This is a genomic window from Armatimonadota bacterium, from assembly GCA_031081585.1.
Lineage (GTDB): Bacteria > Sysuimicrobiota > Sysuimicrobiia > Sysuimicrobiales > Humicultoraceae > Geohabitans > Geohabitans tengchongensis.
This window is the reverse complement of record JAVHLY010000006.1, coordinates 87,119-102,373: the sequence shown is the minus strand read 5'-3', so window position 1 is coordinate 102,373 and position 15,255 is coordinate 87,119. Positions and strand designations below refer to the sequence as shown.

Genomic DNA, 15,255 nt, shown 5'->3' with positions numbered 1-15,255 from the left:
GCTAGGCCCGCCGGTCGTCGGCCGGCTCGACCGGGTCGACCGCCTTGCGCCGGGGCTGCGGCCGCTCCTCAGCCTGCTTCCGCGCGTCGTCCGCGGTCCACGTCCCCACCCAGAGGCGCATGGGGTCGTCCTGGCGCTCTGCCATCGTCTCTGACCTCCCAGAAAACGAGGCGACGCCCCGGTCATGGGGCGTCGCAGCCCACCACAGTCTCGGCGTTCGACGGGGGGGTTCACCGCACATCCCGCAAAGTCCTCCTGGGGAGGGCGCAAATGTTCGTGTTCTGGACGATGGAGTGAGGTGAGCGTTGCAAGGCTGGAGAGCGGCGATGGCGGCGGACGCGTCGGAGAGTGGCTGCCCTGCGAGCGGAGCTGCACGCGTCGGTGGCTGCCTTGCGAGCCGAGCTGCACGGTGTGCTTCCCGTAGCCGGGCACGCGGACACTGATGCTCTACGACCGGCCGGAACTGGCGAACCGGTCGGGCCGGAAGGGCGTCAGATCCACTTCCGGCGGGCGCCCCAGCATGACCTCTGCCAGGACTTTGCCGGTATAGGGCCCCAGCAGCAGCCCCGCAGGGCCGTGGCCGGTGGCCACGAACGCCCCGTCCACCCCCGGCACCGGACCGATCACCGGGAGCCCGTCGGCGCACAGCGGACGCAGCCCCACGCGCACCTCGAGCAGCTCGGCCCGTGCGAGCCCCGGGGCGAGGCGCAGCGCCGCCGAGAGCACCTGGTGCACGCCGCCGGCCGTCGGCCGCGGGTCGAAGCCTGAACCGGTCTCGCGCGTGGCGCCGGCGGCCACGCGCGCGTCGGGCCAGGGAACCAGGTAGTGGTCGTCCATCGCCATCACCATCGCCCACCCGTCCGTGGACTCGGGCAGGCGCAGGTGGGCGATCTGGCCGCGCTGCGGCTCGACCGGCAGGGGCAGTCCGAGCGGTTCGCCCAGCGCCCGCGACCAGGCGCCGCCGGCGGCGACCACCTGGTCGGCGTCCAGGCGCTCCCCGTCGACCAGCACGCCGCGCACCCGTCCGCCTTCCACGAGGAGGCGCTCCACGCTCCCCGCCCGCACCGCCAGCCCGCGCCGTTCCGCCGCCCGCCGCAAGGCGGCGCTCAGCAGGCGGCCGTCCACACGGGCGGCGTCGGGGACGAGGAGCGCGGCCGCCACCCGCCCCAGCAGGGGGAGGAAGCTGCGGGCATGCCCGGGGGAGACCTCGGTGGGGTGGGCGCGTCCGGGCACCCGGCGCGCGTGGGTCAGCATCTCCTTCAGGGCGGTGAAGGCGTCCAGGTCGGTGTCGTCGGCGGCGACGAAGAGCAGCGGCGCCGCAGCGTAGCCGGTCTCGCCCGCCTCCTCGCCCCGCAGGGCGTCGACCAGCCGGGGGTAGTAGGCGGCCGCAGCCTCCGCGAAGGCGGCCAGGGCTTCCCCGCGCCCGCTCACCGCCGGGGAGAGGATCCCCGCCCCGGCGTCGGTGGCCCGCCCGCGGTCGCCGCGGTCCACCAGCACCACGCGCCGCCCTTCCCGCACCAGGTGATAGGCGGTGGCGAGCCCGACCAGCCCTCCGCCGACCACGACGATGTCGGCCCCAACCGGCGTCTCATGGCCGCCCACCCTCATGACGACTCCATGACCTCCACCCTCACGGTGTGGGCCACGTTGTTGCCGTAGCCGTGGCGGTTCCAGCGCGGCGCCAGCGGCTGGGCGTTGCCGAGGGTGTCGATGGCCCGGGCGACGATCGTGTAGCGGCCCGGTCCCGGCGGGGCCCAGGTGAGGTGCCAGGGGTGGGCGGCGTAGGGGGAGAGGCTCTCCCCCAGAGCGGCCTCCTGCCAGCGGGCCCCACCGTCCGTGCTCACGCGCACGGTGGCGATGGGACCGTCCCCCGACCAGGCGGTGCCGCGGATGGTCAGGGGTCCGGCGGGGAGGCGGGCGCCGTTCGGGGGATCGGCGATCACCGCGCGCACCCGGATCGTCGTCACCGGCGTCCCCTGGGGCGTGCCCTCCTCGTCCTCGTAGATGTAGCGCTCGCGCTGGAAGAACCCCGCAAACGGTTCCTCCAGCACGGTGAGGCGGACGAGCCACTTCACCGACGCCATCCCGTACCAGCGCGGGACCACCAGGCGCAGGGGCGCCCCGTGCAGCGGCGGGAGCGGGCGGTCGTCCATCGCCCAGGCCAGCAGGGTGTCCGGGTGGGTGGCGGCGGCCAGCGGCAGGCTGCGCCGGAACGGCTCCACGCGGCCGCGGGCCACCTCGCCGCGGTCGGCACCCTCGCCCAGCACCTCGACGGCGCCCGGCCGGACCCCGGCACGGGCCAGGAGACCGGCCAGGGGCGTCCCGGTGAAGGTGACCGTGCTCACCGCCCCCAGCCGCCACGGCGTGCCCGGTGGGGGCGGGGTCATCAGCGCGCGGCCGTTCCCGGCGCACTCCATCGTCAGGGTGACGCGGCGCGGCTCCAGAGCCTGCAGGTCCGCCAGGCCCAGGTCGAGGGGGCGCTCGACCGCCCCGTCGATCCGGAGCCTCCAGGCTGCCCGGAAGTCCGGGTCGGCGAGGTGCTCGGGGAGGTCGAAGTGAGTGCGGACGTAGACGAGCTCCGGGGGGGTCGGCAGCGCACCCAGGGCCCGCATCGGGGTCTCGGCGTTGTACGGGTGCGCCTCGACGGTGACGAGCGCACCCGCGCCCGTCGCCCTGGCCACGTCGCCCGCCCGGGCCTGGGCCGCCGCGGCGTCGCCGACTCGCGGGTGCGGCCCCGCCATATCGCCTTCCCGCGCGGGCGGCCCTGCCCTCTCGCCTCCCCGGGCGGGCCGCCTCACCGGTACACCGCCTGGCGCGTCGTCACCGCCTCCACGCGGTCCATGCGCACCGTCACGCCCAGCCCGGGCCCGTCGGGCACGGCGATGGTGCCGCCCGGGCCCAGGCGCACCGGCGGGTCGATGATGTCCTCGTCGAAGTACCGGTCGCTGGCGGAGAGGTCGGCCGGCAGCGTGAAGCCCGGCAGGCTGGCCAGCGCCAGGTTGGCTGCCCGGCCCACGCCGGTCTCCAGCAGGCCCCCGCACCACACCGGCACGCCCTGAGCGCGGCAGAGGTCGTGGATGGCGGTGGCCGCCCCGAGCCCCCCGACCCGGGCCTGCTTGATGTTCACGATGCGGCAGGCGCCGATCTGCAGCGCCTTGCGCGCCACGGACGGCGAGGTGATCGACTCGTCCAGGCAGATCGGCGTGCGCACCTCCCGCTGCAGGGCGGCGTGGTCCACCAGGTCGTCCTCCTCCAGGGGCTGCTCGATCAGGAGGAGGTTGAAGCGGTCGAGGGTGCGGAAGACCGCCGCGTCGTCGAGCGTGTAGGCGGCGTTGGCGTCCACCTGGAGGGTGACGTCGCCGTAGACCTCGCGGATGCGCTGCACCACCGCCACGTCCCACCCGGGCTTGATCTTCACCTTGATGCGCTGGTAGCCCTGGTCGAGGAAGTGGCCGATGCGGTCGAGCAGCACCTCCACGTCGGGCTCGATGCCGAGACTCACCCCCACGTCGACCTGCTGGCGGACGCCGCCGAGCAGCGCGCGCAGCGACCGCCCGCCGAGGCGTCCGTAGGCGTCCCACAGCGCCGCCTCCAGCCCGGCCTTGGCCATGTGGTGCCGGCGCAGCCGGGCCACGCGCGGCGGGAAGTCCCGCGGGTGCTCCAGCGGGCGCCCGAGGACCTCCGGGATGATGAAGGCCTCCAGCACGTGCCAGGCGGTGGCCACCGTCTCCTCGTTGTAGAGCGGGGCGGCGTCCACCGGCGCCTCTCCCCACCCCTCGGCGCCGTCCGCCCACACGCGCACGAGCACGCAGACCTTGGTCTCGGAGCGGCCGAAGGAGGTCTCGAAGGGGAGGCGCAGCGGCAGGCGGACCTCCCGCAGCTCCACCGCCTCGACACGCATCGGCGGCTACCGGACCGTCCGCAGGAGGTAGTGGCCGACGGTCGGTCCGCGCAGGAAGTCCACGGCGGCGTACCCCCGGGCGAAGTAGGCGAGGAAGGCGGTGCGGGTGGCCTCGCGCCAGGCCAGGGCGAGGCCGGGGTCCTCCCGGCGCAGGCGGCCCAGGTCGGCGGGGATGGCCAGGCGCACCGCCGGGGCGTCCAGGTCGGTGAACGGATCGCCCGGCCGCGGCCCCGGTCCGCCCGCGGTGGCTTCCAGGGCGGCCGGCGCCTCCTGCGCGGCGGCATCCCAGCGTCCTTCGGCGCGGCGGGCGTCCGCCTGCTCGCCCTCGCCCTCCAGGCGGGCCACCACCTCCGGGGAACGCAGCTCCCAGTCCACCTCGAGCCGGTCGCTGGGGAGCCCGCGGTTGAGGGCGTCCGACATCTCACCGTAGTAGTCCACGTAGTAGCGCCGCGCGGTGACGCCGAGCTTGCGGAAGTTGAAGTGGGCGTTGGCGCTCTGCAGCGGGTCGAAGGTCCAGACCATGCGGTCCAGCCCGCAGGCCAGCGCGGCCTCGCGCTGCGCCCGCTTCAGCGCCAGCCCCACCGCGTGCCCGCGGTACGCGTCCACCACCCCGGCCATGTGCGAGTAGAAGAAGGGGTGGCCATCCCGCATCCCCACGAACCCGTAGCAGAACCCCACGAGCGTCCCGTCGGGGGCGAAGGCGCCCAGCACGACGCCGCCGGCGGCCGTCGCCGCCAGGAGCTGGTGGGCGGGAACGACGTCGAGCGGCGCCATCCCCCAGACCGCCTGCTGCAGCGCCTCCACCTGGCGGAGGGTGGCCAGGTCGGTGATGGGGCGTACCGCCACCTCGACCCCGGGCGAGGGCCCCGTGGCGGGGAGGGAAGGAGGCATCACCAGGGATAACTGTAGCGCGGGCGGAACCCAATTCAAGCGGAACCCGGTGCACGGCGAGTGACGGGAGGTGAGCGGTGGACCCCCTGCAGGCCCACATCCGGCAGCACCTGGAGACCTACCTGGAGGACCTGAAGCGCCTCCTGCGCCAGCCCAGCGTGGCCGCGACCGGGGAGGGCGTGGAGGCCTGCGCCGCGCTGGTGGCCGAGCTCTTCGAGGGGGCGGGGGCGCAGGTGGAGGTGCTGCGGGCAGCGGATGCGGCTCCGCTGGTCGTGGCCGACTTCCCCGGGCCCGGGCGGACGCTGCTCTTCTACGACCACTACGACGTCCAGCCGCCCGACCCGCTGGAGGAGTGGGTCACCCCGCCCTTCGAGCCGACGGTGCGCGACGGGAAGCTCTACGCCCGCGGCGCCGCCGACAACAAGGGCGACCTGGTGTCCCGGCTGGCCGCGGTGCGGGCGCTGCAGGCGGTGCGCGGCGACCTCCCCTGCCGGGTGCGCTTCCTGGTCGAGGGGGAGGAGGAGATCGGCAGCGTCCACTTCGAGCGCTACGTCCGCGAGCACCGTGACCGCCTGGCCGCCGACGCGTGCATCTGGGAGTTCGGCGCCCGCGACATGAAGGAGCGGCTCCACCTCTCGGCCGGGGTCAAGGGCATCTGCTACCTGGACCTGGCCATCGAGGCCACCTCCCGCGACCTCCACTCCTCGCTGGGGGCCATCGTCGAGGGGGCGGCCATGAAGATGGTCTGGGCCCTGGCCTCCCTGAAGGACCCGCAGACGGGGCGCGTCCGCGTGCCGGGCTTCTACGACCGCGTGCGGCCGCCCTCACCGCAGGAGCTGGAGGCGGTGCGCCGCCTGCCCTTCGAGGAGGAGGACCTGAAGCGGCTCTACGGGGTGGAGCGGTTCATCGCCGGCAAGACCGGGGCGGACGCCCAGTACGACCTCTACTTCATGCCCACCTGCACCGTCTGCGGGCTGGAGAGCGGCTACCGGGGCCCCGGCAGCAAGACCGTCCTGCCGCGGCGCGCCTGCGCCAAGGTGGACTTCCGCATGGTCCCCGACCAGGACCCCGAGGAGATCGCCCGCCTGGTGCAGGAGCACTTCGCCGCCCAGGGGTTCTCCGAGATGCAGGTGCAGCTGCTCGGGGGGGAGCGCGCCTACCGCTCCCCCATCGACCACCCCTTCATCCAGATGGCGGCGCGGGTGGCCGGGGAGGCCACCGGGCGGCAGGTCCTGCTGCAGCCCACCTCGGCCGGCACCGGGCCGATGTACCCGCTCGGGACGACGCTGGGGATCCCCATCGTCAGCCTGGGCACGTCGTATTGGGACGCGCGCGGCCACTCCCCCAACGAGAACATCCGGTTGAGCGACTGGGCGGAGACCATCGGGCTCGTGGCGCGCCTGCTGGAGCGCTTCGGAGAGGAGGCGTGGTGATGACGATCCGGCACCTGGTGGGGCTGGTCCTGGTGGCGGCGCTGGCTGGCGCCGCCGTGTGGCCGGCCGGCGGGGCGCAGGCCGCGCCCGCGCCGGGCGGGACGGTGGTCCTCTACACCTCCCTGCCGCAGGAGATCGCCACGAGCTTCGCCCGGGCCTTCATGGCCCGCTACCCGCAGCTGCGGCTGGAGGTGCTGCGCTCGGGGAGCACGGAGCTGGAGCGGCGCATCTTCGCCGAGCTGGAGACCGGCGGCATCCGCGCCGACCTCCTCTGGCTGGCCGACGCGCCGGTCTTCCTCACGTTGCGCGACCGGGGCGCGCTGCAGGCCTACCGCTCCCCGGAGGCGCGCCAGATCCCCGCCGCCTGGAGGGACCCCGGCGGCTTCTTCACCGCGGGACGGCTGATCAACATGATCATCGCCGTGAACACCACGCTGATCCCCGAGCGGGTCGCGCCGCGGCGCTGGGCCGACTTCCCGCGCTTCGGCCGCACCGCGGCCATGCCCAACCCCTTCTTCTCCGGCTCGGTCTTCGTCGTGGTAGCCACCTTCGTGCGGGAGTACGGGTGGGCCTGGTTCGAGCGGGCACGCCGCGAGGGCATCCAGGTGCTGCGCGGCAACTCCGAGGTGGCGGCGGCGCTGGCGGCGCGGGAGTTCGGCGTGGGGATGACGCTGGACTTCATCGCCTACGGGATGATCCGCGACGGGGCGCCGCTGGCCATCATCTGGCCGGAGGAGGGGGCGGTGAGCATCCCGAGCCCCGTGGCCATCACGCGCAGCGCCCGCAACGTCGAGGGAGCGCGGCTGTTCGTCGACTACGTCCTCTCCCGGGAGGGGCAGCAGGCCCTGGCGGAGCGCGGCATCATCCCGGTGCGGCCCGACGTGGCCCCGCCGCGCGGCCTGCCGCGGCCCTCGGAGATCCGGACGCTGCCGGTGCCCTTCGAGTGGGCGGCCCAGAACGCCGCCGAGATCCGCCAGCGCTTCGAGGAGATCATGCTGAAGTAGGCCGTGGCCACCGGCAGCGGGGCGCTCCGCGTCCCTCTCCCCCGCGCCCGCCCGGCCGACCCGCGCCTCTTACTGGTGGGGCTGGCGGCGCTGGCGCTGGCCGGGCTGGTGGTCTACCCGCTGGCCCAGGTGCTGGTGCGCAGCCTGCGCGCCGAGGGCGCCTGGACGCTGGCGGCCTACGGCCGGGCGGTGGCCCCCGCCAACGTGCGCGCGCTGTGGAACACCGTCTGGGTGAGCGCGGCCGCGAGCGCACTGGCCATGGCCGCCGGCACCGTGCTGGCCTTCCTGCTGGTGCGCACCGACCTGCCCGGCCGCCGCTGGCTGCGGCCGCTCGTCGTCCTGCCCTACGCCATCCCGCCCTTCTTCGGCGCCATCGCCTGGACGCAGCTGCTGGGCCCGCAAGGGTACCTCATGCGCCCGCTCCTCGACCTGCTGGGCCTGGAGCGGGCGCCGTGGACCGTCTACTCCCCCGGGGGCATCGTCGCCGTCCTGGCCATCCACTTCTTCCCCTACGTCTTCCTCACCGTGGCCGGGGCGCTGGAGCGGATGGACGTGAGCCTGGAGGAGGCGGCGCGCACCTCCGGGGCCGGCACGCTCCAGGTCATGCGCCACGTCACCGTGCCGCTGGTGTGGCCGGCCATCCTGGCCGGCGGGGTGCTGGTCTTCATGGGCAGCGTGGCCAACTTCGGCATCCCGGCGCTGCTGGGGCTGCGAGCGCGCTTCTTCGTGCTGACCACGAGCATCTACAGCGCCCTCACCCTGCCGGACTTCGGCCTGGCCACGGCGATGTCCATGCTGCTGGTGGCCGTCTCGCTGGCCGCGCTGCTGGCCCAGCGGTGGGTGCAGCGCGGGGAGGGGCGCTTCGCCGTCATCGCCGGCAAGGCCATCCACCCCCAGTCCCTGCGCCTGGGCCCGCTGCGCTGGCCGGCGTTCGCCCTGGCCGCGGCCTTCGCCGTGACCATCGCCGTCCTGCCCATCGCCGCGCTCGTGCTCACCTCCTTCCTGCGCTACTTCGGCGCGCCGCTGGCGGCCGCCAGCCTGACCACCCGCCACTACGCCTACGTCCTGGGCCTGGAGCAGGCCCGCCGCGCGCTGGCCAACAGCCTCGTCCTGGCCGTTGCCGCCGCCACCGTGGCCATGGCGCTCGGCACGGTCATCGCCTACGTCCACGTGAAGGCCCGCCTGCGCGGCAGCGGCTGGCTCGACGCCGTCGGCACGCTCCCCTCCGCCATCCCCCACACCGTCATCGCCATCGCCGTCCTGCTGGCGTGGGGGCGCTGGCTCTACGGCACGCTGGCCATCATCCTCCTGGCCTACGTCCTCGCCTACCTCCCCTTCACCATCCGCACCACCGCCGCCACGCTGCAGCAGATCCACGCCTCGCTGGAGGAAGCCGGGCGCGTCGCCGGGGCGGGGCCGCTGCGCACCTTCCGGGACATCGTGCTGCCGCTCGTCCGCCCCGGGATGGCGGCGGGGTGGATCCTGGTGGCGATGCCGGCCAGCCGGGAGCTGACGATGTCCATCCTGCTCTTCAGCCTGCGCACCGAGACCATCGGGGTGACGATCTTCAACATGCAGGACTCCGGCTACACGCAGATCGCCGCCGCGCTCTCGGTGGTGGTGCTGGCGTTCATCCTGACGGGCAACCTCCTGCTACGCTGGGCCACGCGCGGCCGGCTGGGCTTCTGAGGCCGGGGAGGGCACGGTGACCGCCGTCGAGGACCGCCTGGAGGTGCGGGGGCTGTGGAAGACCTTCGACGGCGTAGTGGCCGTCCAGGACGTCACCTTCCGCGTGGGGTCGCAGGAGTTCTTCACCCTGCTGGGGCCGAGCGGGTGCGGCAAGACGACCACGCTGCGCTGCGTGGCCGGCCTGGAGGTGCCGACGCGCGGCGAGATCCGGCTGGGCGGGCGGGTGGTCTCCGCCCCCGCCTCGGGCCTCTTCGTCCCGCCGGAGCGGCGGGCCATCGGCATGGTCTTCCAGAACTACGCGGTCTGGCCGCACATGACCGTCTTCGACAACGTCGCCTACCCGCTGCGCCTGCAGCGGCTCGACCGGCGCGAGGTGGCGCGCCGGGTGGGGGCGGTGCTGGAGGTGGTGGCGCTGAGCGGCCTGGAGCGCCGCTACCCGGCCCAGCTCTCCGGCGGCCAGCAGCAGCGGGTGGCCCTGGCCCGGGCGCTGGTGCGCCAGCCGGAGCTGCTGCTCCTGGACGAACCGCTCAGCAACCTCGACGCCAAGCTGCGCGAGCAGATGCGCTTCGAGCTGAAGGAGCTGCAGCGCCGCCTGCGCGTCCCCATCCTGTACGTCACCCACGACCAGGCCGAGGCGATGGCCCTCTCCGACCGGGTGGCGGTGATGCGGGAGGGGCGCATCGTGCAGGTGGGCCCGCCGCTGGAGATCTACCGGCGGCCGGCGGACCGCTTCGTGGCGGACTTCATCGGGCTGATGAACTTCCTGCCGGGGCGGCTGCTGGGCCGCGACGCCGCCGGGGTGGCGGTCGAGGTCCTGGGGCGGCGGCTGCGCCTCCCCGCCGAGGGCCCCGCGGCGCCGGCCGGCAGCGCAGGCGGGCCGCCTGCCGGCGATCCCGTCCTGGTGGCGGTGCGGCCCGAGGACGTGGCCCTGGGCCCCGACGGCGAGATCCCCTGCACGGTGGAGGTGCGCAACTTCATGGGCAACGTCGTGGACTACAAGGTCCGCGCAGACGGGCACGTGCTGCGTGTCCAGACCCCGCCGGGGGTGACCGTCGAGGAGGGGACCCACCTCCGGCTCCGCCTGACCCGGGTTCTCCTCTTCCCCGCCACGGAGGACGACCCCGACCATCGTCCCGACCCGCGCGTCGCTCGGCCGGGCACCCCATGAGGCCGGTCCTCTCCACCACCTCGCTGCGCACCCATCCGATCCGGGACGCGCTCGAGGCCGCCCACCGGTGGGAGTACGCCGGGGTGGAGCTCTGGGCGGAGCACCTCTGGGCGCAGGAGGCCGATCCGGTCGCGCTCGGGCAAGAGGCCGCCCGCCGGGGGCTGGTCGTGACCGTGCACGGCCCCAGCCGCGACCTGAACGTCACCTCGCAGAACCCGGGCATCCGGGAGGAGTCGCGGCGGCAGTACGCCCGTGCCCTTGAGGACGCGGCGCGGCTCGGGGCGGTGGTGGTGACCCTCCACCCCGGCAGCCTCTCCTCGTCGCGCGACGCGCCCGAGGCCTACTGGCCCGCGCTCGTCGAGGGCTTCGCCGCGCTGGGGGCGGCGGCGGCGCGGCTCGGCCTGCGCGTGGGCGTGGAGAACATGGAGGCGCGCCCGGGGGAGTTCGTCACCAGCCCGCGCCAGGTGGCGCGCCTGGTGGCCGAGGCCGCCTCCCCCGCCCTGGGGCTGACGCTCGACATCGCCCACCTGCTCTCCAACAGGCAGCCGCTCGACCTGGACGGGTTGGAACCGCTGGTCGTGCACGTGCACCTGAGCGGTTCCACGGAGCGCCTGGTGCACGTGCCGCTGGACGAGGGGATCTACCCTCTGGCGCCGCCGCTGGCGCGCCTGGCCGCCTTCTACCGGGGACTCGTGGCCATCGAGGGGTACGCCGCCGGCCGCGAGCTGGAGACGGTGGCCGCCAACCGCCGCGCCTTCGACCGGCTGCTGGGGGCCGCGCGCGCTACTCCACCGTGATCTCCCAGACGATATGGGTCTGGGGGTTGAGGCGCAGCACCACCGTCATCCCCGGCCGCACCTCGTCCCGCGAGCGCGCCCGCCCGGAGACGGCCACCTCCAGGTGCAGGGTGAAGGCCCCCAGCCCCTGCAGGGTGATGGTGCGCAGGGCGATGGTCTCCACCACCCCGCGCACCTGGCGGTAGAAGGCCCGCACCGTCACCGCCTCGCCGCTGCCCCGCACCTCCGCCACGATCTGGTCTCCCGGGCGCAGCTCGCGCAGGTTGGCCGACCCGCCCACCCCGCTCGTCGTCTCCCGCCGGAAGATGGCCGTCTCGGCGGTGACCACCACGAGGTGGACCACCGTGCCCTCCAGCACCTGGAGGCGGTTCTGGGAGAGCTCGACCCGCAGGAGCGTCCCCTGGACCGTCCGCGCCGTCCCCGGCCCGGGCCGCGGGGATGCGCCGGGCGAGGGCGGGAGGGGGATGGTGTAGATGCGCACCGTGCGGGTGCCTTCCTCCCAGTCCACCCGCGCGCCCAGCGCCTCGCTGAGGAAGCGCAGCGGCACCATGGTCCGGCCCTGGAGGGCGAACGCCGGCACGTCGAGCGTGACGATGCGGTCCCCCACCCGGGCCTCCCGGCTCCCCAGCCTCAGCACGATGACGACCGCCCCCCGCCGGGCCGTGACGGTCTGGGCGAGCGGGTCGAAGCTGACCGACGCCCCGAGCCGCTCGAAGATCCCCCGCAGCGGGACGAGCACGCGTCCCGCCACCTGGATGGGCGGGACGTCCAGGGTGAGCGGCTCCCCGTCGAGAACCACCGTGATGGGGGGCTGGGCGGCGGCGCGCCGCGCGGCGGGCGGACGGGAGCCGGCCGGGGCGAGGACCGCCACCAGCAGGACGGCCGGGATGCAGGCCACGATGGCCCTCCTGGTCCCAACGCCCCACGCCCCCGGGACGGGCCTCACGCCTCGCCCTCCCGGTACATGCGGTCACGCAGCGCCTCCAGCGCCGGGCTGAGGCCCACCGGCGGCGGCGAGCTGTCCCGCAGCGCGCGCAGGGCCGGGGGGAGGTGGGCGACCGCCTCCTGGCAGCGCCGGCGCATGGCGTCGAGCGGCTCGGGCCGGAGCGCCCGCCCGCCGCGCATGACCTCCTCCAGCAAGGGCCGGGCCCCGGGCGGGCCCGGCTCGTCGGCCAGGGCGATGACGTCCCGCACCAGCACCCCCTCGGCGTCGACCGTGCGCCACACCTGCTTGCGGCCGGGCAGCGTGGCCTTGCCGGCGCTGAGCTTGATGCGGTAACCGTGCACGTCCTCGACGAGCTTGTAGACCCCTTCCACGAAGGGGGCGTCGGCGGAGGTGCCGAGCTCCGTACCCACCCCGAAGGCGTCCACCTCGGCGCCCTCGCGCAGCAGGTCGGCGATCTTGAACTCGTTGAGCCCGCCGCTCAGCACGATCTGCACGTCGCCGAAGCCGGCCTGCTGCAGCAGCGCCCGCACCTTGCGGCTGGCCGCCACCAGGTCCCCGCTGTCGATGCGCACGCCCCGCAGGCGCTGCCCGCGCGCGGCCATTTCCCGGGCCACGGTGATGGCGTGCTCCGCCCCGCGCACGGTGTCGTAGGTGTCGATGAGCAGCACCGAGTTGTCGGGGTAGTCCAGCGCGAAGGCGCGGAAGGCCGTCAGCTCGTCCTCGAAGGACATGACGTAGGAGTGCGCCATGGTGCCGAAGACCGGGAGCCCGAAGAGGTGGCCGGCCAGGACGCAGGAGCTGCCCGCACACCCCCCGATGTAGGACGCCCGGGCCACCTTCACCGCCGCGTCCGCCCCGTGGTCGCGCCGCGGCGAGAAGTCGATGACCGGGCGGCCCTGGGCGGCCAGGACGACCCGCGCCGCCTTGGTGGCGATCATCACCTGGAAGTTCAGGGTGTTGAGGAGCATCGTCTCGATGAGCTGCGTCTCGATGCGCGGCGCGGTCACCTCGACGAGCGGCTCCAGCGGGAAGAAGACCTCCCCCTCGGGGATGGCCCGCACGTCGCCGCCGAAGCGGAAGTCGCGCAGGTAGTCGAGGAACCCGTCGCTGAAGCGGCCCAGCGAGCGCAGGTAGGCAATGGCCTCGGGCGGGAAGCGCACCTGCTCCAGGTAGGCCAGGACGGTCTCCAGCCCCGCGCTGACGAGGAAGGAGCGGTCGGGCGGCAGCTCGCGCACGAAGACGGCGAAGGTGGCGGGCTCGTTCATCCCCTGACGGAAGTAGCTGTCCGCCATGGTGAGCTCGTAGAGGTCGGTGAGGAGCCCCACGGTGTCCGGGGTGACGAACCCGAAGGTGGGATACGGCCGCGCCACCTACACCCACCCCCGCCAGCGGAAGAGGGCGAGCATGACGGCGGTGACCGCCCCCATGACCGCCAGCACGCCCAGGAAGCCGCCCGGGGCCTCCCAGGCCGGGAGGGCGCGCTCGAAGTTCATCCCGTAGATGCCGGTGATCACGGTGAGGGCGGCGAAGACCGCGGTGATGACCGTGAGGACCTTCATCACCTCGTTGAGGCGGTGGCTAACCTGGCTGAGGTAGACCTCCAGGGCGCCCGTGACCAGGTCGCGGTGGGTGTCGATCTGGTCGGTGATGCGCAGCACGTGGTCGAAGACGTCGCGCAGGTAGGGGCCGACCTCGGGGACGATCCCCTCGGTCTCGTGGCGCATCAGCAGGCTCAGGGTGTCGCGCAGGGGGACGACGTGGCGCCGGGCGTCCAGCAGGACGTGCCGGATGCGGAAGAGCCGCGCCAGCGCCGCCGTGGAGGGCCGGGCCAGCACGTCGTCCTCCAGCCGGTCGATCTCCGCGTCCAGCGCGTCGACGACGGGGAAGTAGGCGTCCACGGCGGCGTCGAGGATGGTGTGCAGGAGGAAGGCTGGCACCTGGCGCAGGGCTGCGGGGGCGTGGGCCAGCCGCCGCCGGGCCTCCTCCACGACCGGACAGCGGGAGGGCCGGACGGTCACGACCAGGCGCGGGGTGAAGAAGAGGTCGATCTCGTCGAAGACCACGTCCGCGCCCTCCAGCTGCGGCGCGTGGAAGGTGAGGAAGAGGACGCCGTCGTAGGTCTCGGCCTTCGGCCGCTGCCCGGCTTTGCGGGCGTCCTCGACCGCCAGGGGGTGGAAGCCGAAGCGGTCGAGCGCCGCCGCATCCTCCGGCCGGCTGCGGTCCAGGTCCACCCAGACACCGCCCCCGTCCCCGCGGAGGAGGGCCGCGAGGCGCTCCGGGGCCTCCTCCTGGAGGCCGTCGGGACGGTAGACCGTAATCTGCATCGTCGTCGTTCCAGCAGGGTGCCGGGGGCGCCGCCGGACGCGCCAGACGGCACTCTCCTGCCCTGTCGGCCGGGCGGGACCGCGACTAGCGTAGGCCACGCCTCCGCCGGGCGCCAGAGGTGGCGGATCCGCCGCAGCACCGTGGCCCGGGCCTCCGCCGACCTGAGGAGGGGTGCGGGCGCTAAGATAGAGGGGACGTGACGGCACCGTTCAACGTCTCGCCCGGCGGCCGCCTCCAGGAGTCTCGCCCGCACGAGCGCGTCCTGGTCTGGACCCTCGGCGGTGAAGAGCTTGCCACCAGTTACGGGACGAATGCCGTCGCCCTGCTCGGCGACGATGGCGTGGTGCTGGTAGACCCGCTGGTCGCTCCGGCCCACGCCCGGCTGGTGGACGCGGCCTTGCGTCGCCACACCGCCGCCCCGGTGCGCCTCGTCGTCCTCACCCACCACCACACCGACCACGCCCTGGGGGCGTCGTGGTTCGCCGCCCGCGGCATCCCCGTGCTGGCCCACGCGGCCTGCGCCGAGCGCATCGCCGCCGAGCACCCCGGGCTCATCGCCGCGCGGCGCGCCGTCCCGGCGCTCGCCGGGCTCTTCGACGACGCCGAGCCCGTCCGTCCGACGGTCACCTTCTCCACGGGGGTGACCCTGCACCTCGATGGCCTGGAGGTGGAGGTCTGGCACCCCGGGTGGGGGCACACCCCGGGCGATGCCTTCCTCCACCTCCCCGGTCAGGGGGTGGCTCTCACCGGCGACCTGGTCTTCCACCGGTACCACTTCAACTACGAGGATGCCTCCCCCGACGGCGTGCGGCGGGGACTGGAGGCGCTCCGCGCCCGCGGCGCCGAGGTCTTCGTCCCCGGGCACGGCCCGCCCGGCGGCCCGGAGCTGTTGACCCTGCAGGCGCACTACCACGACACGGTGGAGGCGGTGGTGCGGGACGCGTTCGCCAGGGGCGAGGAGGAGGCCGCGATCGTGACTGCCCTGCGCCGGGCCTTTCCCGACCACGCGCTGGCCCTGGTGCTGCCCACCGCGATCGCCTGGGTGCGCCGCCTGGCCGCCCGGGCGTCCGCATCGCCGGCCTGAGTGCTGTCAGGGTGTGA

The 15,255-nt window shown here is 74.5% G+C and carries 14 protein-coding genes; 6 read left to right on the top strand and 8 right to left on the bottom strand.

From position 1 onward, the window contains the following. Position 1: 1 nt before the first annotated feature. The 5 genes from RB146_03985 to RB146_03965 form a co-directional block, all read right to left on the bottom strand. Complete coding sequence (locus tag RB146_03985; GenBank protein MDQ7828143.1) at positions 2-145, bottom strand: hypothetical protein; 144 nt, start codon at positions 143-145, stop codon at positions 2-4. Between the two features lie 302 nt (positions 146-447). Beyond that, complete coding sequence (locus RB146_03980; GenBank protein MDQ7828142.1) at positions 448-1,608, bottom strand: FAD-binding oxidoreductase; 1,161 nt, start codon at positions 1,606-1,608, stop codon at positions 448-450. Further along, complete coding sequence (locus RB146_03975; protein ID MDQ7828141.1) at positions 1,605-2,741, bottom strand: sulfite oxidase; 1,137 nt, start codon at positions 2,739-2,741, stop codon at positions 1,605-1,607. Before RB146_03975 ends, RB146_03980 begins: the two co-directional genes overlap by 4 nt. Positions 2,742-2,794: 53 nt before the next feature. Beyond that, positions 2,795-3,901, bottom strand: a complete 1,107-nt coding sequence (gene menC / locus RB146_03970) for an o-succinylbenzoate synthase (GenBank protein MDQ7828140.1) — start codon at positions 3,899-3,901, stop codon at positions 2,795-2,797. 6 nt (positions 3,902-3,907) lie between these two features. Beyond that, positions 3,908-4,747 (bottom strand): GNAT family N-acetyltransferase, encoded by an 840-nt coding sequence (locus tag RB146_03965; GenBank protein ID MDQ7828139.1) that lies wholly within the window; start codon positions 4,745-4,747, stop codon positions 3,908-3,910. A 122-nt stretch (positions 4,748-4,869) separates the two neighbouring features. On the opposite strand from RB146_03965, the gene RB146_03960 reads away from it, so the two are divergent. From RB146_03960 to RB146_03940, 5 genes are read left to right on the top strand one after another with little or no spacing between them, the layout of a single operon-like run. Continuing rightward, entirely contained in the window at positions 4,870-6,225 is a 1,356-nt protein-coding gene (locus RB146_03960; GenBank protein MDQ7828138.1) for a M20/M25/M40 family metallo-hydrolase, read from the top strand. Next, on the top strand, positions 6,225-7,229 hold the full coding sequence (locus tag RB146_03955) for an ABC transporter substrate-binding protein (protein ID MDQ7828137.1): 1,005 nt from the start codon (positions 6,225-6,227) through the stop codon (positions 7,227-7,229). The genes RB146_03960 and RB146_03955 overlap by 1 nt, the downstream gene beginning before the upstream one ends. Before the next feature lie 3 nt (positions 7,230-7,232). Continuing rightward, on the top strand, positions 7,233-8,918 hold the full coding sequence (locus RB146_03950) for an iron ABC transporter permease (GenBank protein ID MDQ7828136.1): 1,686 nt from the start codon (positions 7,233-7,235) through the stop codon (positions 8,916-8,918). 16 nt (positions 8,919-8,934) lie between these two features. Continuing rightward, a complete protein-coding gene (locus tag RB146_03945; protein MDQ7828135.1) occupies positions 8,935-10,086 on the top strand; it encodes an ABC transporter ATP-binding protein in 1,152 nt (383 codons plus the stop codon). After that, on the top strand, positions 10,083-10,883 hold the full coding sequence (locus tag RB146_03940) for a sugar phosphate isomerase/epimerase family protein (protein MDQ7828134.1): 801 nt from the start codon (positions 10,083-10,085) through the stop codon (positions 10,881-10,883). Before RB146_03945 ends, RB146_03940 begins: the two co-directional genes overlap by 4 nt. Here RB146_03940 and RB146_03935 read toward each other — a convergent pair. Genes RB146_03935 through corA form a run of 3 tightly spaced genes read right to left on the bottom strand, consistent with a single transcriptional unit; the run spans position 10,870 to position 14,153 of the window. Further along, positions 10,870-11,781: a copper amine oxidase N-terminal domain-containing protein gene (locus tag RB146_03935; protein MDQ7828133.1), complete on the bottom strand. Its 912-nt coding sequence runs from the start codon at positions 11,779-11,781 to the stop codon at positions 10,870-10,872. The genes RB146_03940 and RB146_03935 overlap by 14 nt on opposite strands. Before the next feature lie 44 nt (positions 11,782-11,825). Then, positions 11,826-13,199: a nicotinate phosphoribosyltransferase gene (locus RB146_03930; GenBank protein ID MDQ7828132.1), complete on the bottom strand. Its 1,374-nt coding sequence runs from the start codon at positions 13,197-13,199 to the stop codon at positions 11,826-11,828. Then, positions 13,200-14,153 (bottom strand): magnesium/cobalt transporter CorA, encoded by a 954-nt coding sequence (corA, locus tag RB146_03925; protein MDQ7828131.1) that lies wholly within the window; start codon positions 14,151-14,153, stop codon positions 13,200-13,202. It abuts the gene before it with no gap. A 197-nt stretch (positions 14,154-14,350) separates the two neighbouring features. Between corA and RB146_03920 the strand changes: the two genes are divergently transcribed. Further along, entirely contained in the window at positions 14,351-15,238 is an 888-nt protein-coding gene (locus RB146_03920; protein MDQ7828130.1) for an MBL fold metallo-hydrolase, read from the top strand. The last annotated feature ends 17 nt before the right edge of the window (positions 15,239-15,255 follow it).